The organism is Actinophytocola sp., assembly GCF_036378875.1.
GTDB lineage: Bacteria > Actinomycetota > Actinomycetes > Mycobacteriales > Pseudonocardiaceae > Actinophytocola.
Genome location: NZ_DASUVO010000022.1, coordinates 186,573 through 208,199 on the forward strand (window position 1 = coordinate 186,573; position 21,627 = coordinate 208,199).

Annotated in this window: 21 protein-coding genes; 9 read left to right on the top strand and 12 right to left on the bottom strand. The window is 70.4% G+C overall.

Features of this window, described 5'->3' with window-relative positions; all coding sequences use genetic code 11:
* Positions 1-43 precede the first annotated feature (43 nt).
* Positions 44-403 (top strand): hypothetical protein, encoded by a 360-nt coding sequence (locus VF106_RS06665; protein WP_330838685.1) that lies wholly within the window; start codon positions 44-46, stop codon positions 401-403.
* Between the two features lie 15 nt (positions 404-418).
* Here VF106_RS06665 and VF106_RS06670 read toward each other — a convergent pair whose 3' ends face one another.
* The 4 genes from VF106_RS06670 to VF106_RS06685 form a co-directional block, all read right to left on the bottom strand.
* Entirely contained in the window at positions 419-802 is a 384-nt protein-coding gene (locus VF106_RS06670) for a PPOX class F420-dependent oxidoreductase (RefSeq protein WP_330838686.1), read from the bottom strand.
* A gap of 9 nt (positions 803-811) precedes the next feature.
* A complete protein-coding gene (locus VF106_RS06675) occupies positions 812-967 on the bottom strand; it encodes a hypothetical protein (RefSeq protein ID WP_330838687.1) in 156 nt (51 codons plus the stop codon).
* 91 nt (positions 968-1,058) lie between these two features.
* Positions 1,059-2,366 carry an FAD-binding oxidoreductase gene (locus VF106_RS06680; protein ID WP_330838688.1) on the bottom strand — a complete coding sequence of 436 codons (1,308 nt, stop codon included), beginning with the start codon at positions 2,364-2,366 and terminating at the stop codon, positions 1,059-1,061.
* 55 nt (positions 2,367-2,421) lie between these two features.
* The gene (locus VF106_RS06685; RefSeq protein WP_330838689.1) at positions 2,422-3,249 is read right to left on the bottom strand and encodes a DUF6597 domain-containing transcriptional factor; all 828 of its coding nucleotides are present in this window, start codon (positions 3,247-3,249) and stop codon (positions 2,422-2,424) included.
* Positions 3,250-3,437: 188 nt separating this feature from the next.
* Between VF106_RS06685 and VF106_RS06690 the strand changes: the two genes are divergently transcribed.
* Positions 3,438-3,821: a hypothetical protein gene (locus VF106_RS06690; RefSeq protein ID WP_330838690.1), complete on the top strand. Its 384-nt coding sequence runs from the start codon at positions 3,438-3,440 to the stop codon at positions 3,819-3,821.
* Positions 3,822-3,828: 7 nt separating this feature from the next.
* Here the strand turns inward: VF106_RS06690 and VF106_RS06695 are convergent, their stop codons facing one another.
* From VF106_RS06695 to VF106_RS06705, 3 genes are read right to left on the bottom strand one after another with little or no spacing between them, the layout of a single operon-like run.
* Positions 3,829-5,061 (bottom strand): acyl-CoA dehydrogenase family protein, encoded by a 1,233-nt coding sequence (locus tag VF106_RS06695; protein WP_330838691.1) that lies wholly within the window; start codon positions 5,059-5,061, stop codon positions 3,829-3,831.
* Entirely contained in the window at positions 5,061-5,852 is a 792-nt protein-coding gene (locus VF106_RS06700; RefSeq protein ID WP_330838692.1) for an SDR family oxidoreductase, read from the bottom strand. Before VF106_RS06700 ends, VF106_RS06695 begins: the two co-directional genes overlap by 1 nt.
* The gene (locus VF106_RS06705) at positions 5,849-6,607 is read right to left on the bottom strand and encodes an SDR family oxidoreductase (RefSeq protein WP_330838693.1); all 759 of its coding nucleotides are present in this window, start codon (positions 6,605-6,607) and stop codon (positions 5,849-5,851) included. The genes VF106_RS06700 and VF106_RS06705 overlap by 4 nt, the downstream gene beginning before the upstream one ends.
* Before the next feature lie 160 nt (positions 6,608-6,767).
* On the opposite strand from VF106_RS06705, the gene VF106_RS06710 reads away from it, so the two are divergent.
* Genes VF106_RS06710 through VF106_RS06725 form a run of 4 tightly spaced genes read left to right on the top strand, consistent with a single transcriptional unit; the run spans position 6,768 to position 11,134 of the window.
* A complete protein-coding gene (locus VF106_RS06710) occupies positions 6,768-7,736 on the top strand; it encodes a phosphotriesterase family protein (RefSeq protein WP_330838694.1) in 969 nt (322 codons plus the stop codon).
* A gap of 5 nt (positions 7,737-7,741) precedes the next feature.
* Positions 7,742-9,268, top strand: a complete 1,527-nt coding sequence (locus tag VF106_RS06715; RefSeq protein ID WP_330838695.1) for a class I adenylate-forming enzyme family protein — start codon at positions 7,742-7,744, stop codon at positions 9,266-9,268.
* Entirely contained in the window at positions 9,265-10,113 is an 849-nt protein-coding gene (locus tag VF106_RS06720) for a TetR/AcrR family transcriptional regulator (protein WP_330838696.1), read from the top strand. Before VF106_RS06715 ends, VF106_RS06720 begins: the two co-directional genes overlap by 4 nt.
* A gap of 10 nt (positions 10,114-10,123) precedes the next feature.
* Entirely contained in the window at positions 10,124-11,134 is a 1,011-nt protein-coding gene (locus VF106_RS06725; protein WP_330838697.1) for an NADP-dependent oxidoreductase, read from the top strand.
* Positions 11,135-11,140: 6 nt separating this feature from the next.
* Here VF106_RS06725 and VF106_RS06730 read toward each other — a convergent pair whose 3' ends face one another.
* The 5 genes from VF106_RS06730 to VF106_RS06750 are packed head-to-tail and all read right to left on the bottom strand — an operon-like array spanning position 11,141 to position 16,068.
* A complete protein-coding gene (locus VF106_RS06730; protein WP_330838698.1) occupies positions 11,141-11,491 on the bottom strand; it encodes a DNA polymerase ligase N-terminal domain-containing protein in 351 nt (116 codons plus the stop codon).
* Between the two features lie 27 nt (positions 11,492-11,518).
* Complete coding sequence (locus VF106_RS06735) at positions 11,519-12,613, bottom strand: DUF2332 domain-containing protein (RefSeq protein ID WP_330838699.1); 1,095 nt, start codon at positions 12,611-12,613, stop codon at positions 11,519-11,521.
* Positions 12,613-14,136, bottom strand: coding sequence for an AMP-binding protein (locus VF106_RS06740; RefSeq protein WP_330838700.1), 1,524 nt, complete (start codon positions 14,134-14,136; stop codon positions 12,613-12,615). The genes VF106_RS06735 and VF106_RS06740 overlap by 1 nt, the downstream gene beginning before the upstream one ends.
* 1 nt (position 14,137) lies before the next feature.
* A complete protein-coding gene (locus tag VF106_RS06745) occupies positions 14,138-15,271 on the bottom strand; it encodes a DUF5938 domain-containing protein (protein WP_330838701.1) in 1,134 nt (377 codons plus the stop codon).
* A 2-nt stretch (positions 15,272-15,273) separates the two neighbouring features.
* Entirely contained in the window at positions 15,274-16,068 is a 795-nt protein-coding gene (locus VF106_RS06750; RefSeq protein ID WP_330838702.1) for an SDR family NAD(P)-dependent oxidoreductase, read from the bottom strand.
* Between the two features lie 142 nt (positions 16,069-16,210).
* On the opposite strand from VF106_RS06750, the gene VF106_RS06755 reads away from it, so the two are divergent.
* The 3 genes from VF106_RS06755 to VF106_RS06765 all read left to right on the top strand — a co-directional run bounded on the left by VF106_RS06755 (position 16,211) and on the right by VF106_RS06765 (position 21,617).
* Positions 16,211-16,855, top strand: a complete 645-nt coding sequence (locus VF106_RS06755) for a TetR/AcrR family transcriptional regulator (RefSeq protein WP_330838703.1) — start codon at positions 16,211-16,213, stop codon at positions 16,853-16,855.
* A gap of 65 nt (positions 16,856-16,920) precedes the next feature.
* Positions 16,921-20,130 carry an ATP-binding protein gene (locus tag VF106_RS06760; RefSeq protein ID WP_330838704.1) on the top strand — a complete coding sequence of 1,070 codons (3,210 nt, stop codon included), beginning with the start codon at positions 16,921-16,923 and terminating at the stop codon, positions 20,128-20,130.
* 47 nt (positions 20,131-20,177) lie between these two features.
* Positions 20,178-21,617, top strand: coding sequence for a beta-propeller fold lactonase family protein (locus VF106_RS06765; RefSeq protein ID WP_330838705.1), 1,440 nt, complete (start codon positions 20,178-20,180; stop codon positions 21,615-21,617).
* The last annotated feature ends 10 nt before the right edge of the window (positions 21,618-21,627 follow it).

Here is a 21,627-nt window from a genome sequence, read left to right on the forward strand (position 1 = left end):
GTAGAGTTCGGCTGACTTCTGGACACGCGTGGGAGGAGGAGGCGTGACAGTGGCGCGAGTACTGGTGATCGGCCTCGATCCGGCCAAGCTCGAGGGTTGGGACCCCGAGCCGGTTCAGGCGGAGATCGCGGCCGGTCGGGCCCGATTCGTCGAGCGCGGTGTGGAGTCCGACTGGTGCCTGGTGGCGCCCGACGAGCACCCAGAAGAGGCGATCGTGGCGGCGTTGACCGGTGACGACTACGGCTGCGTGGTGATCGGGGGCGGCATTCGCAAGTCCGAGTCGTTGCTCGAGCTCTTCGAGAAGGTGGTCAACCTGGTCCGGCAGCACGCCCCCGACGCGGCCATCGCATTCAACAACCGCCCAACGGACTGCCTCGACGCCGCTCTGCGCTGGCTGCGCTAGCTCAGGAAGGCCCGCTCAGCGGACGCCGACGGTCTGTCGCTCGGGTTCGATCACGACGACGATGCGTTCGAGGCTCCGGTCGTAGGGCACGCCGATGTACTTCGTGGACAGCTGGTCGATGATCTCCCACGCCGGGTCGCCCTCGAGCCATTCGACGACGCGCCCACGGACGACGACGGGTTCGAACGGGTTGTCGGCGGGTGCGATGGACAGCGCCACCCGAGGGTCGCGGCGCAGGTTGCGTGCTTTGCGCGAGCCCGGACCGGTGAGGAAGACGACGCGATCGCCGTGAGTGCCGACCCACACGGGGACGGTGTGGGGCGAGCCGTCCGGCAGGACGGTCGCGAGGTGAGCGATCGAGGTGCCGTCGAGTACGCTGCGCACGTCGGGGTCGAGCATGGGTCTCCTTCAGAGTGGGTTGGTGGCGCGCCACACGACATGGTCGGCGACCACCGTGGCGACGTCGAAGGCCGGTGCGAAGCCGGTGTCGCGGGTGAGCCGGGTGATGTCAATGTAGGGGCCGGAGCCCCGCGAGGAAGTGTCCCGGTCGGTGACGAGGATCATCGGACCACCTCCGTAGCGCAGGTGGGGCACGCCGGGCGCGGGGATGGTCTCCAGCAGCCGTGGGCGCTGAACACCTTGCTCATGCTCACCTTCAGATGGCTTGGGGGAAGTCGAAGAACCGCTGTGGGTCATAGGCGTTCTTGACCGTTGCCAGCCGGGGGTGGTTGCCAGCGTGGTACGCCACGGCCCAGTCGTCGAGCGCGGGATCGGGGAAGTTGAGGTAGACACGTCCCGACCCGTCGGCGTGGGCGGTCGCCCAGGAACGGTCGACCCACGGGTCGGCCGCGTGCGCGACGTGGTCGAGCAGGAAACGCTCACCGCGGTGGGCGAACGCGGTGGCGTCCTCGGCGACCCTGTTGTACGCCCCGCCCATCGCGGTGAAGGTGATCTCCCGTCGGCCTGTGGATCTCGGCTCGCCGAGCTGGGTCAGGAGCGATGCGAGGGTGTGGTCGGACATCGCGTGGGAGAAGAACTCCGCCCGGCTCCTCGATGCGCGCACGGGTACCTCCCTCGGGTCGGCGAAGGTCTTCTTCAGGTGGTGGTAGGGCAGGCCGGCGCGCAACTCGACCGACCGATCGGTGAACTCCCGCAGCAGCGCACGGGTCGATCCCTCGTCGAGGGTGGCGGCACCGAAGAGGGTGGCCTGGACTGGTGCGCCGGGCTCGGACACCACGGTGAGGTTGACCGTGAGTTCGTCCGGGGCGTCCGGTGCCCAGGTCTGCCAGGCAGAGACCAGTTCCTCGAGCGCGATGCCGGACCAGCGCGCCTCGACACGCGTGGTCGACGGCTCCGGGACGGTGTCGAACCGCAGCGCCGTGACCACCCCGAACTGCCCGCCGCCCGCGCCGCGCAGGGCCCAGAACAGGCCTGGTTCGCGCTCGTGGTCGCAGTCCACGACGCTGCCGTCCGCGAGCACGACCTGTGCGCCGACGAGGCGATCGCACGTCAGCCCGTGCTCGCGCCCGAGCAGACCGATCCCGCCACCGAGGGTGAGCCCGGTGATGCCGACGGTGGGACCACACCCGGCCGGCAGTGTCCGGCCATACGTGGCGAGCGCCGCGTACACCTGTTGGAGACGGGCGCCTGGGCCGATCGTGGCGACCCGGTCATCCGCCATGTCGATGTCGTCGATGCCGGACAGGTCGAGCACGATCCCGTCGGTCGACGAGCGACCCGCGAAGCAGTGCCCGCCGCCTCGAGGAACGATGCGGTCCTCGGTGGTCGCGGCGTACGCGATGGCGCGGGCGACGTCCGAGACCGAGCGGCTCAGAACCACCAGCCGCGGCCGCACCTCCCGGTAGGCGGGGTTGACCGGGCGGCGGACCGCGTCGTAGCCCGGCGAGTCAGGGCTGAACACCTCGCCGTCGAGTGAGGCGCGGAACGTCGCGAGGTCGGGCACAAGATCGAAACCTAGGGGGCGGCGTGCCGTCCGGTCTTGAACGAATCGCGCAGGGTCAGGCTCGTAGTGGTGGCCGGCCGCGGGTGGCGAGGAAGGGCCGGTAGGACGCGGAGTGCTCATGACCACAGGCGCACCGGTCGAGGTCGCCGCCGAGGAGCTGTCGCGGGGTGAGGCCGGTCAGTCGCAGGCATTCCCGGCTGAGGTGTGCCTGGTCGGCGTACCCCGCGTCCACCGCCAGCCCCGCCGTGCCGTCCGCGCCACGTCGACCCGAGGCCGTGGCGCCGGCCTGGGCCAGGGCGAGAAATCCCTGGAACCGCAACGTGCGCTGGAGAACCTTGGGGCTCGTCCCCACCGCGTGCAGGCAGCGGCGGCGCAGCTGGCTCGCGGAGAGTGCCAGGTGGGTGGCCAGTGTGTCGATGTCGACCGGATGCCAGGGCATGAGCGCCCGCACGGCTTCGCGTACCAGGGGATCCACGCGGGCCGCGCTGCGAAACCGCCGCAGGAGGTGGGCCTGCACGAGCATGAGCGCGCGCTCGGGTGTCGCGTCCATCGCCTCCACGAGATGGTCCACCGAACTGCCCCAGAGGTCCGTCAGCCCCAGGCGCTGGTCCACCAGGCCGTCGAGCACCGCCGGAAGGGGCGGCGCGGTCCCTGGCTGGAACCGCACACCCACGATCGTGGTGTGCGCCGGGATGACCTCGATCTCCGGCCCGGTCAGCGGACCAACCAGTTGGGGCGGGCCGCCGATCGGAAAATGGATCTCGACCCCGCCCGTGGGCAGGTGCCGTTGCACGTACGCCGCCGCACCGGTGCGTTGGATCCAGACCGTCCGCACCACTCCCGCCAACTCCGGCGACGGCGGACGTTCGACGTAGGACTCCATCGTGGTGATTCTCGCACTGAAATGCGCCTGAGCACGGCCTCGGTGAGTGAACCCGCCGCACCGTCGGACCGTGTCTGTTCCAGGGCCCGACGAGCGAGCGGAGGGGAGAGTTGCGGGGTGCATCGTGCAGGAGCAGACGTGACGCCGAGTTGTGCGGGCGGTTCGGCCGCCCCCGATCGGTCTGGCGGATGAACCTCCTGATCTGGCAGGTCCTGGTCGTCGTCGCGACGACGCTCGTGTTGTTCCTCCGCTGGCAGCTCTGTTGCCGGCATCATCGCGGCCCGGAACGCCGCGTCGTCGCCGTGCGGCGAGAACAACAGCGCCCACCGATGCCGGAGATCACTCGTGTCGGTGTGCGTTTCATGGCCACCCGCACGGTCGCACTGTCGACTCTGCCGATGCCGATCAAGGGCACGATCGAGCCGGCCCGCTACGTCGGTACCGATGTGGCGCCGAGCCCGTACCCGAGCGACATCCGTTTCGCCCCACCCGACATCGCGCTGATGCGACGAGTCCTCGAGGGTCTCCGTGCCCTCCCGGACAGCCCACGCGAGACGCCGCCCCAGGGATGACCGGGTTCTAGCCGGACTCCCGCGCCGCGGCTTGCCTGCGCAGCTCGGTGCGGGCCAGTGCGTTCTTGTGCACCTCGTCCGGGCCGTCGGCGAAGCGGAGCGTGCGGATGCCCGCGTACGCCGAGGCGAGCGGGAAGTCCTGCGACAGGCCGCCCGCGCCGTGCACCTGGATCGCCTTGTCGAGGATCCACTGCACGGTGGCCGGTGTGGCGATCTTGATCGCCTGGATCTCGGTGTGCGCGCCCTTGTTGCCCACGGTGTCCATCAGCCACGCGGTCTTGAGCACCAGCAGTCGCAGCTGCTCGATCCGCACGCGCGACTCGGCGATCCAGTCACGGACCACGCCCTGCTCGGAGATCTTCTTGCCGAATGCCACCCGCGCGTCCGCGCGTGCGCACATCAGCTCGATCGCGCGCTCGGCGACGCCGATCGAACGCATGCAGTGGTGGATCCGGCCGGGGCCCAACCGGGCCTGGGCGATCGCGAACCCCTCGCCCTCGCCGCCGATCAGGTTGGCCGCCGGCACACGGACGTCGGTGAAGGACAGCTCGGCGTGGCCGCCGTGGTCGCGGTCGTCGTACCCCATGACCTCCATCCCCCGGGTGATCTCGACGCCGGCGGTGGCGCGCGGAACCAGGATCATCGACTGCTGGCGGTGCCGGTCGGCGACCGGGTCGGTCTTGCCCATCACGATGAAGATCCGGGCGTTCGGGTTCATCGCGCCGGTGATCCACCACTTGCGGCCGTTGAGCACGTACTCGTCGCCGTCGCGTTCGATCCGGGTGGCGATGTTGGTGGCGTCGGAGGAGGCGACGTCTGGCTCGGTCATCGCGAACGAGGAGCGGATCTCGCCGTGCAGCAACGGTTCGAGCCATTCCTTGCGCTGCGCCTCGTTGCCGAAGAGGGCGAGCACCTCCATGTTCCCGGTGTCGGGAGCGGAGCAGTTGAGCGCGGCCGGCGCGAGGTGGCCGCTTCGGCCGGTGATCTCCGCGAGCGGGGCGTACTGCAGGTTGGTCAGGCCCGCGCCGTGCTCACCGGGCAGGAAGAGGTTCCACAGACCGCGGCGGCGTGCTTCGGCGCGCAGCTCAGCGAGCACGGGCACCGAGTCCCATGCCCACTTGTTCTCGAGCTGCCCGATCTGGGCGTGGAACACCGGCTCGGCCGGGTAGACGTGGCTGTCCATGAAGTCCAGGAGCGAGGCACGCAGTTCCTCGGTCTTCCCGTCGTATGCGAAGTCCATCAGCGGTTCTCCTCGAGTCGCTCGACGCCCTGCTGGAGCTTGTTCATGCCCCCCAGCCAGCGGTCGGTGTCGGCCGCGCGGTGGCGGTAGTAGTCGGCGACCTCGGGGTGCGGCAGCACCAGGAACCGGTCGTCGGTGAAGGCCTGGACCACGGCGTCCGCCACGTCCTCTGGCTCGAGCGTGGCGTCGCGGGTGAGCAGGTCCTTGAGCGGGCCCGATTCCTCGAGCATCCGGGTTCGGACCCCCTGAGGGCAGATCGCGTGGACCACGATGCCTCGATGCCGGTAGGTCGCCGACAGCCACTCGGCGAACGCCACCGCGCCGTGCTTGGTGACCGAGTACACCGGGCTGCCGAGCATCGTGAGCAGTCCGGCCGCCGAGGCCGTGACCACGAACCGGCCCGCGCCCCGCTCGACCCAGTCCGGGACGAGCAGGCGGGCGGCACGCACGTGGGCCAGCAGGTTGACGTCCAGCGCGGCGGCCCAGTCGGCCTCGGGCGCGTCCAGGCCGTGCCCTCGGTCGATGCCGGCGTTGGCGAACCAGACGTCGATCTGGCCGAGGTGCTCGCGGGCCGCGTCGACCAGCGCCTCGACACCCTGCTCCCAGGCCGCGTCACCCGGCACGGCGAACCCGCCGATCTCGGCGGCGACCGTCTTCGCCGCCTCGGCGTCGAGGTCGTTGACGACCACACGGGCGCCTTCGGCGGCCATGCGGGTGGCGAGGGCCCGGCCGATGCCGTGTCCGGCCCCGGTCACGACGACGCCCCGGCCCGTGATCTGAGAGTTGCTCACTCGGCACCTCCGGTGAGTGTCACGCCGCCGTCGACCACGATCAGCTGTCCGGTCAGCCAGGCCGCGTCCTCGGAGAGCAGGAACGCGACCACGCCGCTGATGTCCTCGGGCTCCCCGAGCCGCTTGAGCGGGTACGCGGCGGCCACCCGCTCCTCGCGGCCCACGTACAACGCCGTGGCGAACCGGGTCTTCACCACCGCCGGAGCCACCGCGTTGACCCGGATCCGAGGGCCCAGCTCGACGGCGAGCTCCTGGGTGAGGTAGGTCAGCATCGCCTTGCTCGCGCCGTACATGCCGATCCCTGGCGCGGGTTTCACCCCGGCGACGGAGGAGACGTTGACCACCGCGCCGCCGTGCTCGGACATCCACGCCTGGTGCACCTGCTGTGTCCAGGAGAGCGCGGCGAGGCAGTTGACGTCCACGATCTTGCGGGCGACCTCGAGGTCCAGGCCGATCATCGGCCCGAAGGTGGGGTTGATGCCGGTGTTGTTCACCAGCAGGTCCGCGCTGCCGAAGGCGTCGAGGGTCTTCTTCACGACCTCGCGCTGATGGTCGACGTCGTCGGCGTGGCCGGCGATGCCCAGCGCGCGTTCCGGTCCGCCCAGCCGAGTGACGGCCTCGTCGAGGGCTTCCTGCTTGCGCGCGGTGACGACCACACTGGCGCCCTCGGCCACCAGTCGTTCGGCGATGGCGAGCCCGATGCCCCGACTGGCGCCGGTGACAATCGCCGTACGTCCTGCGAACCGGGTGCTCATGAAACTCCTCGGGATGACTAAGCGCTTGCTTAGCAAAGGGTGGCCCCAACTGTGCCCAAGGGCGCGCGGAACGTCAACCGGCCAGCGGGCAGAATCGTAATTGACGATGAAGTCAGGTTCGATTACGGTTCCGCTCCAGTCAACGGCGACGGAGGCATCGATGGGTTCTGTGGAGACGGTTCGTGGTCCGGTGTCGGTCGATGCCCTCGGCGTGACCCTCATGCATGAGCACGTGTTCGTACTCAGCGAGGAGATCCGGCGGAACTACCCGCGGCTCTGGGACGAGGAGCAGCGGGTGGCGGACGCCGTCGACCGGCTGCGGTCCGTGGCCGGGCGCGGCGTGCGGACGATCGTCGATCCGACGGTGCTGGGCCTTGGCCGCGACGTCGCGCGCGTGGCACGGATCAACGCCGAGGTGGACATCAACATCATCGTGGCCACCGGGCTGTACACCTACCGGGACGTGCCCTTCTTCTTCCACTACCACGGTCCTGGCACGATGTTCGGCGGTCCGGAGCCGATGGTCGACATGTTCGTCCAGGACATCACCGAGGGCATCGCCGACACCGGGATCAAGGCCGCGTTCCTCAAGTGCGCCATCGAGACCGAGCTCTCTCCCGACGTCGAACGCGTGATGAACGCCGTCGCGGAGACCCACAAGCGCACCGGGGCCCCGATCACCGTGCACACCAGCGCTCCGCACCGGACCGGCCTCGTCGCCCAGGAGATCTTCCGCCGCGAGGGGGTGGACCTGGGCCGGGTCGTGATCGGCCACAGCGGGGACACGGCCGACGTGGACCATCTCCGCGAGCTGATCGACAACGGCTCGGTGCTGGGCATGGACCGGTTCGGTCTCGACGTGCTGCTCCCGGGGGACCAGCGGGTCGCCACGATCGCGACGCTGGCGGCCGAGGGGTACGCGGACCGGATGGTGCTGGCGCAGGACGCCTCCTGCCACATCGACTGGTTCCCGCCCGGGTTTCGTGAGCAGGTCGCGCCGAACTGGCACTTCAACCACATCCACGACGACGTGCTGCCCGCCCTGCGCGCGGCCGGCGTGACCGAGCCGCAGATCACCACGATGCTCGTGGACAACCCCCGTCGGTACTTCGACTCGACGGACCGGTGACGGCGATGGAACCCGTGCCGCGGCCGGCGCGCTATCCCTTCTCCACGAACGGGATCCGGCGGGACAGTGACGGCATCGCCCGCTACGAGGACCTGCCGCGCTCGCTGGTGGCGGTCCTTCGCCACTGGGCCGAGACGACACCGGGGTCCGAGGCCGTGATCGAGGTCGGCGGTCCTCGCCTGACGTACCGCGAGCTGTACGAGCAGGCCTCCCGGGTGGCCGGCGGACTGCGGGCCGAGGGTCTGTCCTCGGGCGACCGCGTGGCGCTGCGATATCCGGCGGGAGTCCAGTGGGTACTTGCCTTCTGGGGCACGCTTCTGGCCGGGGGCATCCCGGTCGCGGTCAACACCCGGTTCACCGAGCACGAGGTGTCGTTCGTGCTCGGTGACGCCGATGTGACGATCGACCTGGGGCCCGACACGGTGTTGCCGGACGGCGAACCGACCGCCCCGTCCGACCCCTCGTCAGGTGACGTGGCCGCGATCTTCTACACCTCCGGGACGACCGGCCATCCCAAGGGAGTGCCGACCACCCACGAGGCGTTCCTTTCCAACGCCGAGACGATGATCCGCTGCCTCGGCGAGACCAGGGAGATCGGTGCGCGGCTGCGCACGCTGATCAGCGTGCCGCTGTTCCACGTGACCGGCTGCAACTCCCAGTTGCTGACCGCCGCGTACGCCGGTGGCGCGTCGATCGTCCTGCCGGCCCTGGATCTCCAGGTACTGCTGGACACCATCCAGCGGGAGCGGATCACGTTCCTCGTGACCGTGCCCGCGGTGTACGCGTTGTTGTTGCGTCATCCCGGTTTCGCCGGCGCCGACACCTCCTCGGTGCGGTGGGTGGGCTACGGCGGAGCCCCGATCGCGGCCTCCCTGGTCCACGCGTTGCGGGACGCGTTTCCCCGCTGCCAGGTGTTCAACGGCTACGGGATGACCGAGACCGCGTCCCTGATGACGGTCCTGCCCAACGACGAGGCCGCCGAGCACGCCGACTCCGTTGGCTACTCCGTGCCCGTCGTCGACCTGGCCGTCGCGCCGCTCGACCAGCCGAACCGGGGCGAGCTGCTTGCCCGAGGCCCCAACGTGATGACCGGGTACTGGCGCCGGCCCGACGCGAACGCGGAGGCACTGGCGGGCGGTTGGCTGCACACGGGGGACATCGTCGAGGTGGACGCCGACGGCAGGGTGGTCATCGTGGACCGGTTGAAGGACATCATCAACAGGGGCGGTGAGAACATCTCCAGCGTCGAGGTGGAGAACGCGCTGTCGGACGCGCCCGGCGTGGCCGAGGTGACCGCCGTGGGCGTGCCGGACGACGTGATGGGGGAGAAGGTCGGGGTCGTTCTGGTCCCCACGGACCCCGCACGCCTTGACGTGGACGCGGTCCTGGCCCACGCCAGGGTCCGGCTCGCCGACTACAAGCTGCCGGAGTACGTGTGCGTCCTCGACAGCCCGCTGCCGCGCAACGCCGGGGGCAAGGTGCGCAAGAACGAGGTCCGCCAGATGGCCGTGTGGAGGTCCACCACATCATGACCGGCGCGGACGCTGTGCGGGACGCGCTTGTGGCGGCCGCCAGGAAGCTGTTCGCCAGCAAGGGATACAGCGGCACGCACATCGCGGACATCGCGAGCGCGGCCGGGACGTCCGTATCGACGTTCTATGCCCGGCTCGGCTCCAAGGAGGAGGCGCACCGTGCCGCGATGGGCGCTCCGCCGCCGGCCGCCGGGGAGAACGAGCCCGAGCTGGGCGCCAGGGCGCAGCGCAGCCGACAGGCGCTGCTGCGCGCGGCGCGGGTGTGCATCGAACGGGACGGCTACTCGGCGGCACGCATCAGCGATATCGCCGCCGAGGCCGGGGTCTCGGTCGGCACGTTCTACACCTACTTCGCGTCGAAGCTGGAGATCTTCACCGAGGTGCTGCACAAGGGCCTGCTGGTGGAGCTCGACCGCACCCGGGTGAACGCGCTGCACGAACCTCTCGCGGCACCGACCACCGCCGAAGCACGAGCGGAGGCCCGGGAGCGGGTCCGGTTCGCGGTCGAGCGTTACATCTCCGGCTACTCGCGGCACGCGCTGCTGATGCTCCGCGTGGACGAGGCGATCGGCGTGCATCCGGAACTCGTCCCGCTGCGGCTGGAACTGCACGCCGGCTACGCAGAACAGATCGCCGCGAGCCTGCGTCAGTGGCAGGCACTCGGCATCGTCCACGCCGACCTCGACGCCGAGCACACCGCCGACGCGGTGGCGGCCATGGTCGGGCACACCACCCGCGTGTGGATCACCTACGGACAAGACCACGACCAGGAAACCGCGATCACCACGCTCACCCGACTGTGGGTCGAGGGCATCGGCCTTGGCACGGCCGAACAATCCACCTGAGGAGAAATCTGTGCAGCTCATCAACCGCCAGTGCCGGCTGGCCGCCCGTCCCGTCGGCCTTCCCCAGCCGTCGGACTGGACGTTCGCGGACGAGGCGGTGGCCGACATCGGCGACGGCGAGTTCCTCGTCGCGGTCGAGTACGTGTCCATCGACCCGGCCATGCGCGGCTGGATGAACGCCGCCCGCTCCTACATCCCGCCCGTCGAGATCGGCGCGGTCATGCGCGCAGCCGCCATCGGTCGCGTCGAACGGTCGAACCACCCCGACTTCCCGGTCGGCGACCACGTCAGCGGAGCGTTCGGCGTGCAGCGGTACGCCGTGTCCGACGGCCGGGGAGTGACCAAGGTGGACCTCGACCTCGCGTCGCCCGCCGCACACCTCGGCGTGCTCGGGCTCAGTGGCCTCACCGCGTACTTCGGGCTGCTCGACATCGGCAAGCCGCGGCCGGGCCAGACCGTGGTGGTGTCCGGGGCGGCCGGCGCGGTCGGCAGCATCGCGGGACAGATCGCCAGGGTGCACGGGTGCCGGACCATCGGCATCGCAGGCGGAAAAGCCAAGTGCGACTGGCTGGTCGGCGACCTGGGCTTCGACGCGGCGATCGACTACAAGACCGAGGACGTGCGCCGAAGGCTGCGCGATCTGGCGCCCGACGGGGTGGACGTCTTCTTCGACAACGTGGGCGGCGACATCCTCGACGCGGTCCTGGTCCGGCTGGCCACACACGCCCGCGTCGTGATCAGCGGCGCGATCTCGCAGTACAACGCCACCGAGCCGGTGAAAGGGCCGGCCAACTACCTGCAGCTGCTCGTCGCCAGGGCGTCCATGACCGGCTTCGTCATCTTCGACTACGCCAAGCGCTACGCAGAGGGAATCGACAAGCTGTCGGAGTGGTTGGGTTCGGGCGACGTGCGCTCCCAGGAGGACGTCGTCGAAGCCACGATCGACGACTTCCCCGACGTGCTACTGCGACTGTTCCGCGGCGAGAACACCGGCAAGCTCGTGCTGGCCTTGCCGCGCTGACCGCGGTCACGGCTGTTCTGTCGTGCGGCGCAGGAGCCAGTCGGGGTCGGTGTGGATGAGCGCGTACCGCACGGCTTCCTGCCTGCCGTGCAGTGTGAACAGGATCCGGCGTTCCGTGCGGTCGTGCTCTTCCCACCAGCCGATGTCGGCGATCGTCTTGTGTTCGTCGGTGTAGGTGAGGTGTTCGAGCTCGTGGTCGGGTACCGCGATCGCGAGGCGGTTCTCGCCCGCCTTGGTCGGCAGGCCGCGCGGGACCGCCCACGAGCGCAGCACGCCGCTCTCCTCGAGGCGGAGGTCGAAGTGGTGCCGTGGGCGGTGGTGCTCGTGCAGTACGAACGCCGGCTGCGCGCCCACCATGAGTCAGCCCTCCGTCATCGTCTCCGGTCAGGAGTCTGCCAGCCACGCCAGCAAACGGCCCCGCGACCAGCAGCGGCCGACGGCCTCGGCGTGCAGGGCCGGCCGTTCGAACACCGCCAGGCCGACGATGCTGTGGCCGGAAGCCCGGCGATCGCCCAGGGTCGGTATCTCCGGCGCGACCCCGACCCCCTCCGCTGACACCCACGCGACCGCCCGGCCGGCCGACGCTTCGCGGAGGCGGTCCAGGAAGCGCAGGCGGCGCTCGACCGGGAACGTCGACAGCGCCCACGTCGTGGTGACCACTGGCAGTGCGTCCGCTGGCACACGGGCGAAGGCGTCGGGCAGCACCTCGACGGGATCACCGCGCAGTAGCAGCGGAGGGGTTGTCGCGGACAGGGCTAGCTCCGCGTCGAGCCGCGCGGCCAGCTCCGGCTGGTCCGGCGCCAGGCAGGCACGCAACCATCGGGCGTCGTCCGTGTCGGCCACGTCGACCGGGTCGCGGTCGACGACGATACGGGCGACAACCTCGGGGATGGCCTTTGTCGGGATGGGTCGGTCTCCGACGACCCCGCACGACAGCCGAACAGGAGATGACGGGTCGCCCAGCGACTGTCCGTTGCTGTAGGTGATGCCGACGCGATCGACGTTGAGGTTGAGCCCGGCCGGACTGCCCACGTCGATCAGCCCGACCGCGTTCGCGCCGACCCGCCGTGCCGCCTCGGCAATGGCCGGATACAGCACCGCGCAGCGTCCGGTCTCGCCTGTCCGCGTCTGCCGACGCACGGCGACGGCCACGACCGCCTCGGTCATGCGCAGCAGCGTGTCGATCGCCGCGGCCGCGGCGGCGTCGCCGTCCGAAGCGGCATAGGCCTTGGCAAGCGCCGGTGCGCGTCCGGCGATGGCGAGGTCGTGCAGTGCGGCGAGGATGACCTTCGGGTGCCGCTTGCGTGCCGGCGCCTTCTCGGCGGCGCGCAACGCCTCGTCGGATTCGCTCAGGGCAACGGCGACGCGCTCGTACAGCGGCGACGTTCCGGCGGCGTCGACCTCGCCGAAGTGCCGGTACACCTGCGCGAGTGTGCGGGCCCTACCCGTGCGCTTGGCCCGTTGATCCGGCCCAAGCACTACGTGAGCCTGGTCTTGATGTCCGTCTTCAGGACCTTCCCGACCTTGGATCTGGGTAGGTCCGGCCAGATCTCGATCTGCTTGGGTGCCTTCACGCCGCCGATCCGTTGTTTGACGAACGACCGCAGTTCCTCGGGTTCGACGGTGGCGCCGGCACGCAGTTGCAGTACGGCGGTGACGCGTTCGCCCCATTTGTCGTCCGGCAGGCCCACGACCGCGCAGTCCTGCACCGCCGGGTGTTGCATGATCGTCTGCTCGACCTCGGTGGAGTAGACGTTGAACCCACCGGTGATGACCATGTCCTTCGCGCGGTCGACGATGAACAGGAAGTTGTCCTCGTCGAGGTAGCCGATGTCGCCGGTGTGGTGCCATCCGTGGGCGGACGCCGCCGCGGTGGCCGCGGGGTCACGGTGGTAGCCGCGCATCACCAGGGAGCCGCGCACGACGATCTCTCCGGTCTGACGGCGTGGCTTCAGGGAACCGTCCTCTCCCATGATGGCCACCGTCACGAGCGGAGTCGGCCGGCCGGCTGACGACAGCCGTTCGGTGGCGATCGAGCCGTCGGGGCGGAAGTGGTCGCGGGGGGCCATGGTGGAGATCATCATGGGCGCCTCGGTCTGGCCGAACAGCTGCGCCATCACCGGACCGATCCGCACCAGCGCCTCCGCCAGCCGGGCCGCCGACATCGGCGCGGCGCCGTACCAGAAGCACCGCAGCGAGGACAGGTCCTCCTCGTCGAGGCCCTCGTTGGCGAGCACGAGGTAGATGAGAGTGGGCGGCAGGAAGGTGTGCGTCACCCGGTGCCGCCGTACGAGGGTGAGGAACGCGTCGATGTCGGGGCTGCGCATGACGACGATCTCGCCGCCGAGCGCCAGCACGGGGAAGCACAGGACGCCGGCGGCATGGGTGAGCGGCGCGAGGGCGAGGTAGACCGGCCTGCCGTCGAACGGGTAGCTCATCAGCGTGATGGCGGTCATCGTCTCGATGTTCGTCCCGGTCAGCTCGACGCCCTTGGGACGGCCGGTCGTGCCGCCGGTGCCGACGATCATCGCGAGGTCGTCGAGCGCCGGTTCGTCGACGCCCTCCGTGCCGAGGGCGAGGAAGTCGTCCCAGCCGAGCGCGCCGTCGACGGTGCCGTCGAGACACACGAGCGTGGTCAGGCCGGGCAGGTCGTCGCGGATCCGTGTCACGAGCGGCGTGAACTGGTCGGCGAAGATCAGGACGGTGCAGCCGAACAGGTCGAGTAGCTCCCGGTTCTCCGCAGCCTCGTTGCGCGGGTTGATCGGGCACCAGACGGCGCCGGCGCGGCTGATGCCGAAGACACAGGTGAACGCGGTCGGGTCGTTCGCCGACAGGATGGCGACCCGGTCGCCGGGGCAAACGCCCCGGGCGGCCAGGGACGCCGCGACGCGCAGGCTGAGCTCCCGCACCTCGGCGTAGGAGCGGCTCTGCCCGTCGGTGGTCAGGCAGGGCGCGTCGCCGTCGAGCGACGCGCCCTTGTCGAGGTAGTCGACCAGCCGCATGTCAGCCCTCGACCGTGACGACCGGTTCACGGACGAGCCCGAAGCCGCTCAGCACGCCGAGCAGCTCGCGGTGCCCGAACGCCTGGCAGGCGGACGCGAAGCCGGCCTGGCGAGGTGGTCGCTGGAGCAGCGAGTACGCCGCGTATGCCTGCAACAGCCCGGTTTGCTTGTAGTTGGAGTTGCCGTGGATCACGCAGTGCGCCCGGCCGAGCGGCCCGGAGGCGTGCACGGAGTCCAGGGACTTGTTGAGCCGCGGGTTCTCCCTCGGTGGCATCTGGTTCATCACCTGCGACGCGGTGGCGGTGAGCGCGGCGTACTGCTCGTCGGGCGGCAGGTCCTTCGTCGCCTCAACAGCCGCTGCCACGATCTGCGGCACGCCCATCATCAACGGCTTGTTGAACACCCCGCCCAGCACCTTGACGTTGGCGACCCGGGGATCCTTGCGGTACCAGACCGGATGCGACGTGCCGCCCCACGGCAGGGCCAGCGCCAGCTCGTGCTGGCCTGGGATGGCCAGCTGGTAGAGCCCGGCGTCGGGATCCCACGGGACGTAACGGTTCTGCTCCAGGTAGAAGGCGCCGGACAGCGCCGCGTTGACCAGGATCGTCAGCGTCGAGGCGATGGTCGGGCTGCCGCCCCAGAACACCGCGATGTCCAATGTGTCCAGTCCCGGCTTCTCGAGGCACAGCTCGGCCGCGATCTCGCCGGTGGTGTACATCTGGGCGATACCGGGGGACAGCAGCAGCCCGGCGGCGGCGAAGTCCGCGCCGTACTTCTCGTCGCAGGTGATGAGCCAGTCCTGCTCACCGGTCGTGTCGATGTAGTGCGTCCCGGCGGCCAGACACGCCTCGACGACCTCGGGGCCGAGCTTGGCGAACGGCCCGACGGTGTTGCACACCACCGAAGCGCCGGCGAACAACGACGTCAGTGACTCGACGTCGTGCGTGACCTCGACGATCTCGTAGTCGGCCGTCTCGATGCCGGGCACGTGCGATTCCATCGACGTCTTGATGGTTCCGGCGCTGCGGCCGGCGGCGACGAACGGGACGTTGTACTCGCGCAGGTACTCGCAGATGAGCCGTCCGGTGTAGCCGGAGGCGCCGTAGACGACGACGGGCTTGTCGGTGTTCGGCATGGTCACATCCCCATTCCGCCGTCGACCGGCAGGCCGACGCCGTTGATGAACGAGGCCGCGTCCGAGGCCAGGAAGACCACGGCGGCGGCCATGTCGGCGACCTCACCGAGCCGGCCGGACGGGGTCAGCCCGATCACCGCGCCGACCGCCTCCTCCGGCGAGCCGAACAGACCGATCTCGGCGACGTCGTTGGCCAACCCGGCGCCCATCGCGGTCGGCACCAGACCCGGGTAGACGCAGTTCACCCGCACGCCGTAGCCCAGCTTGCCCGACTCGGCCGCGCCAATTCGGGTCAGCCGGTCCACACCGGACTTGGTGGCCGAGTACACCCCGATGCCGGGGAAGGCGATGGTCGCCGCGACGGACGCGACGTTGATGACGACGCCCCCGTTCCCCGCGGGCCCGCCAGGGCGCATCGCGCGGAACGCGTGCTTGAGGCCCAGTGCGGTGCCGAGCAGGTTCACCTCCATCTGCTTGCGGGCCGCCGCCGCGTCGAGGTCGACCAGCAGGCTCGTGATCTCCACACCGGCGTTGTTGACCAGGATGTCGAGGCCGCCGAGCAGGCCGGTGGCCTCGGCAACGGCCGTCTCCCACCCCGCGTCGTCCGTGACGTCGAGGTGCACGAAGCCGTGTCCCTCGCCGAGCGACTCGGCCACCTTGCCGCCGAGGTCGTCCTGAACATCCGCGACGACGACCGTCGCGCCGGCGGCGGCGAGGGCATGGGCCATGCCCTCGCCCAGTCCCTGGGCCGCGCCCGTGACAAGTGCTTTGCGTCCGTTGAGATCAAGCGAGGCCATGGGAACTCCTGTGTCCAGCGGCGACGGTGGGACCCCCATCACAGTCCACCGTCTTGACGCATGTCAAGAGATTCCTGGTCGGACGTCAAGAAATATCTGGACAGCTGTCAAATCCGGTGCCGAACTCCTCTAGGATGCGAGCGTGGCTACCTCGAAGAACACGGCGCGCCGCGGCGGGGTGCGACCGGTCGACAAGTTCGACGCGCGCCGCGACCAGCTGGCCGAGTCGGCACTGAAGACCCTCGGCGACCTCGGTTACGCGCGCACCACCCTGCGGGAGATCGCGAACAACTCGACGTTCAGCCACGGCGTCGTCCACTACTACTTCCAGGACAAGCTGGCGCTGGTGATCCACAGCGTGCGCTACTACAAGGCACGCTGCGTGACCCGGTACGACTCGGTCGTCGCGGACTCGACAACCGCCGACGGCCTCCTCGACGCCTTCGCGGACAAGCTCGCGGAAACGATCCGCGAGGAGGCCCCGATGCACCGCCTCTGGTACGACCTACGGGCGCAGAGCATGTTCGAGGAACAGCTCCGGGCGGACGTCACCATGATCGACAAAACACTGGAAGAGATGATCTGGCGCGTCGTCACCCGCTACGCCCAACTCGACGGCCGGCCCGTGTCGCTGGAGCCACCGGTCGCCTACGGCATGCTCGACGGGTTGTTCCAGCAGGCGCTGTTGGCCTACGTCGGCGGCAACACCGCCGTCCTGGACATCCTCGTCGCACAGGTGCGCACCGTGCTGCCCCTCATGCTCACACCCGTTGCCACGACCGGCTGATCTTCCTGGCCGGACCGCGTGTTGCCAGTTACCCAACCTGCCTTGATCAGGCGCACAATGTTCACATGCCGGTCGGCAGGGTCCGCGAGCTGGCGGAGTTACTCGGCGCGCTGAACGGGGCGCTCGACGGTGCCGGCGGCCTCGTGCTGATCAGCGGTGCACCGGGGATCGGCAAGACCTGGTTGGTGGACGCGGTCGACCGCCGGGCTCGAGAGGCCGGTGCCCAGGTGCTCTGCGGCCGGTGCTGGGAAGTCGGTGGCGCGCCGCCGTTCTGGCCGTGGGTGCAGGCCCTGGGCAGCCACCTGCGCGGGCGCGACCAGGGCCGGCTGACGGAGTTGTCCGAGCTCGTGCCCGAGCTGCGGTCGGCGCCAGCCGAACCCGACAGCGCCCGGTTCCGGCTGTTCGACGCGGTCGCGACATACCTGTTCCGCGCGGCCGACACCACGCCGATCGTGGTGCTGCTCGACGACCTGCACGCCGCGGACACCCCGTCGTTGCTCCTGCTGCGATTCCTGGCCGAGCGGTTGGCCGGTGGGCGGGTACTGGTCGTGGGCACGTACCGGGACATCGAGGTCGGCCCGGAGCACCCACTGGCCGGATCGCTCGCCGCGCTCACCCGCGCGCCGGCGACCAGGCAGATCACGCTCGGTGGGTTGAACCGGGCCGAGGTCGCCGCCTACGTCCAGGAGACGGCCGGCTTCCGGCCGGCCGATGTCGGTCTCGCGGTGCTGCACGGCAAGACCGACGGCAATCCGCTGTTCCTCGGCGAGGTGGTCCGGCTGCTGCTGGCCGAGGGCCGGTTGGGAGATCCACCGGAGGGCTGGCGGTTCGCCCTCCCACAGACGATCCGGGAGGCGATCGCCCGGCGGCTTTCCCATCTGTCACCCGGTTGCCGCGAACTGCTGGCCGTCGCCTCGGTGGCCGGGCGCGAGGTCGACCTGAGCGTGCTGGCCGGCGTGACCGAGGCACCGGACGAGGTGGTGCGTGCCGGGCTGGACGAGGCGTTGCGGGCACAGGTGGTGATCGAGATGACCGGCCCGTGCCCACGGCTGCGGTTCACCCACGCGCTGATCCGCGAGGCGCTGTACGACGAACTGCCGACCTGGCGTCGATTACACCTGCACCGGCGGACCGGGGAGGCGCTGGAGTCCCGCTACGCGGCCAACCTGGAGCCGAACCTCACCGAGCTCGCGCACCACTTCTTCATCGCGGCGCCCAGTGGTGATCCTCGCTGGGCGGTGTTCTACTGCCGGCTGGCCGCCGAGCGGGCCATCCGAGGGTTGGCCTTCGAGGAGGCCGGGCGGCTGTCCCGGATGGCTCTTGAAGCACTCGACCTCGACGTCGGGTCCGATGTGGACGCCCGGTGCGAGCTGCTCCTCACCCTCGGCGAGGCGCAGACCAGAGCAGGGGACCGGCCGGCGGCGAAACGCGCGTTCCTCGAGGCGGCGAGCGCGGCAAGGGCGATGGGCCGGTCGTCCGCGCTGGCAAGGGCGGCGCTGGGGTACGGCGGTCGGTTCGTCTGGGAGGCCGATCGCGGCGACCCGCACCTGGTGCCGTTGCTGGAGGAAGGGCTGCGGGTCGTGCCGGCACAGGACCCGGCGCTGCGCGCGCGGCTACTTGCCCGGCTGGCCGGCGGTCCGCTGCGCGACGAGGTGGACCGGGAGCGCAGGGACCGGCTGAGCCGCGAGGCACTCGATCTGGCCAGGGAACTGGGCGATCCGGCGGTGTTGGCCTGGGCGCTCGACGGCCGGCACGCGGCGGTGTGGTGGCCGGAGAACCTCGAAGACCGCCTGGCGATCGCGGACGAGCTGGTCGACGTGGCGACCGCGGCGGGCGAGCAGGAACGGGTGTTCCAGGGGCACCACTACCGGTTCGTCGCACTGCTGGAGCAGGGCGACATCGCGGCCGCTCACGCCGCCCACTCGGTACAGGCGCACCTGGCGGCGGAGCTGGGCCAGCCCGCGCAACTCGGCTACGTGGCGGCCAGCGCGGCCACCCTGGCGACGCTGGAGGGGCGGTTGGCCGAGGCCGAGGCGCACGCACAGGAGGCGTACGACCTGCTGCACGCCCACGGTTCGCTGCCACGGCTGTGGCGCCGGGTGCAGCTCTACGCGGTGCGCCGGGCGCAGGGCCGGCTGGCCGAGATCGCCGAGGACATCGCGGCCGCGGTCAACGAACTGCCCACCTACGGGGTGTTCCGGTGCATCCAGGCCCACGTCGCCGCCGAGTCGGGGCGGGAAGGCCAGGCCAGGGAGATCCTCGCCGGCCTGGCCGCGGACGACTTCGTGATCGCCCCGACCGAGCAGCTGGTGTACGGGCTGTGCCTGCTCGCCGACGTGGCCGGGTCCCTGGCCGACCGGGACGCGGCCGAGCGGCTGTACGTGCGGTTGCTCCCGTTCGCGGATCGGGCCGGGGTGAGCGCGCCGGACGACTGCATCGGCTCGGTCGCACGCAGCCTCGGTGTGCTCGCGCTGGTCCTGGATCGCTTCGACGATGCCGAGAACCACTTCCAGGCGGCGTTGGCGATGAACGCCAGGATGCGGGCCAGGCCGTGGCATGCCCAGACCCTCGCCGACTACGTCAAACTGCTGATGCGGCGCGGGGACCGGGAGCCCGCGGCCGTGTTGCTGGCCCAGGCGCGGGTGGCGGCCGAGGAACTGTGCCTGGCCGGCGTGCTGGCCAAACTCGACACCGTGATGCGCACGCCGCCCGAGGAGTGCCGGTTCCGGTGCGAGGGCGACTTCTACGCGATCAGCTACAAGGGCCGGTCGTGCCGGCTGCACGCCACGAAGGGCCTGGCGTATCTCGCGCGGCTCCTCGCCGCCCCCGGCCGGTCCTATCACGTGCTGGACCTCGCACTGGCCGGCGCCGGGCGGGCGCGGCTGGTCGTGGAAGGCGCGCGGACGGAGGTACTCGACGCGACCGCGCGGGCCGCCTACACCGCCCGGCTCGGCGTGCTGGAGGAAGAGATCGCCGAGGCCGACGCGTGGCACGACGACGAGCGGGTCGCCCGAGCCCGCAGCGAGAAGGACTTCATCGCCGCCGAACTGTCCGCCGCGCTCGGTCTCGGCGGCCGGGCCCGGCACACCACCACCTCTGCCGAGCGGGCACGGCAGAGCGTCACCAAGGCGATCAAGGCGGCGATGGCCGCGATCGCCAGGCATGACCCGCGGCTCGCCGGTCATCTCAACGCGACGGTGCACACCGGCGCGTTCTGCCGATACCTGCCCGATCCACGTAATCCGGTCATCTGGCACACCGCTTCACATCCGTGACGGCCTTCTTCACGCCCACCTAACGAGGGGCATGAAGGGAGCCAGCTATGAAACCACGTTCCGGTGCTGTTCTCGCGGCCGTCGTCACGATGATCGCCGCGCTGTCGCCGGGCACCACGGAAGCCGCGACCGCCTATCCCCGCCGGCTTCTCTACAGCACCAACAGCGGCATGCTCGTCCCCGGCGGCACCAACGACGGTCGGCACGACACCACGACGTTCGCGATCCAGCCGAGCGGGACACTGACCCCGTACGGGGCGCCAGCTCCCGGGGTCGTCTCGCCGCGCGGCATCGTGTTCGCCGACGACGGGCGTACCGCCTACGTCGCGGACAGCGGAGGCGACACGGTCGCGCCGTTCCGAGTCGAGCCGGACGGCACGCTGGTGCCGCTGTCCGACCCGGTGCCCAGCGGCGACCTCCCGTTCGGCATCGCGGTGGCACCCAACGGCCGCGGCGTCTACGTGGCGCACTTCAACAGTGCGGACGTGACGGCGTTCCGGGTCGACGAGGACGGTGGGCTGCACCAGTTCGGTCCGCCGGTGCACACGGGCCAGAGTCACGGCAAGGGCGTCGCCGTCACCCCGGACAGCCGGTTCGTGTACGTGGCCACCGGCACGCCGATCGACCAGGTGCCGGACGCGATCGTGCGGTTCGACCTGAACCCGGACGGGTCGATCCGCGCCAGGGGCCCGGCCACACCGATCGGGGTATCCGGGTCAGGAATCGTGATCACACCGGACGGACAGTTCGTGTACGTGGCCTGCCAGGGCTCCGACGAGGTGTGGGGGTTCCGGATCGAGCCGGACGGCGCGCTCACCCAGCTGCCCGGTCTCCCGATACTGGCGCCGGACTTCTCCGAGGGCGCGGCGATCGGCCCGGACGGTGAGTTCCTGTACGTGACCGCGCTCGGCGGACAGCAGGCCGACGAGGACGGCGTGTACGTGTTCGCCATCGGGGACGACGGCTCGCTCACCCAGGTCGGCGACCGGATCCCCACCGGTGACGGCCCGGGCGCGGCGACCACCACAGCCGACGGGAAGTTCGTCTACATCAGCAACTTCCGCAGTGACGACATCTCCGCCTACCGGGTGCTGCCGACCGGCAGGCTCGAGGAACTGCCGTCCTCGCCGTACCTCACGGGCGGGGACGGGCCGGCCTTTGGCGCGGTCCAGCTGCCGCCGGACGAGGGCCCGACGGCGAGGTTCTCGGCCGTCGCGAACGGACGAACCGTCCAGTTCGACGCCTCCGGCTCGACCGACCCGGACGGGCGCGTGGCGCGTTATGACTGGGACTTCGGCGATGGCACGGTCCTGCAGGGCGGCACGGCGAGGCCGCGCCACGTCTTCCGGCAGTCGGGCACCTACTCGGTGACGGTCACGGTCACCGACGACGAAGGCTGCTCGACACGACGGGTGTCCTTCGGCCAGTCCGCGAGCTGCGCCGGCTCCCCCCGGGCGACCCACACGAAGACCGTCGCCGTCGAATAGCCCGGCCGCC

Coding starts and splice junctions, on each gene's coding strand:
- VF106_RS06670 (WP_330838686.1), bottom strand. CDS start 802: ATGCTCGACCCCGACGTGCGCAGCGTACTCGACGGCACCTCGATCGCT.
- VF106_RS06675 (WP_330838687.1), bottom strand. CDS start 967: ATGATCCTCGTCACCGACCGGGACACTTCCTCGCGGGGCTCCGGCCCC.
- VF106_RS06685 (WP_330838689.1), bottom strand. CDS start 3,249: ATGGAGTCCTACGTCGAACGTCCGCCGTCGCCGGAGTTGGCGGGAGTG.
- VF106_RS06690 (WP_330838690.1), top strand. CDS start 3,438: ATGAACCTCCTGATCTGGCAGGTCCTGGTCGTCGTCGCGACGACGCTC.
- VF106_RS06695 (WP_330838691.1), bottom strand. CDS start 5,061: ATGGACTTCGCATACGACGGGAAGACCGAGGAACTGCGTGCCTCGCTC.
- VF106_RS06705 (WP_330838693.1), bottom strand. CDS start 6,607: ATGAGCACCCGGTTCGCAGGACGTACGGCGATTGTCACCGGCGCCAGT.
- VF106_RS06710 (WP_330838694.1), top strand. CDS start 6,768: ATGGGTTCTGTGGAGACGGTTCGTGGTCCGGTGTCGGTCGATGCCCTC.
- VF106_RS06715 (WP_330838695.1), top strand. CDS start 7,742: ATGGAACCCGTGCCGCGGCCGGCGCGCTATCCCTTCTCCACGAACGGG.
- VF106_RS06720 (WP_330838696.1), top strand. CDS start 9,265: ATGACCGGCGCGGACGCTGTGCGGGACGCGCTTGTGGCGGCCGCCAGG.
- VF106_RS06730 (WP_330838698.1), bottom strand. CDS start 11,491: ATGGTGGGCGCGCAGCCGGCGTTCGTACTGCACGAGCACCACCGCCCA.
- VF106_RS06740 (WP_330838700.1), bottom strand. CDS start 14,136: ATGCGGCTGGTCGACTACCTCGACAAGGGCGCGTCGCTCGACGGCGAC.
- VF106_RS06745 (WP_330838701.1), bottom strand. CDS start 15,271: ATGCCGAACACCGACAAGCCCGTCGTCGTCTACGGCGCCTCCGGCTAC.
- VF106_RS06750 (WP_330838702.1), bottom strand. CDS start 16,068: ATGGCCTCGCTTGATCTCAACGGACGCAAAGCACTTGTCACGGGCGCG.
- VF106_RS06760 (WP_330838704.1), top strand. CDS start 16,921: ATGCCGGTCGGCAGGGTCCGCGAGCTGGCGGAGTTACTCGGCGCGCTG.
- VF106_RS06765 (WP_330838705.1), top strand. CDS start 20,178: ATGAAACCACGTTCCGGTGCTGTTCTCGCGGCCGTCGTCACGATGATC.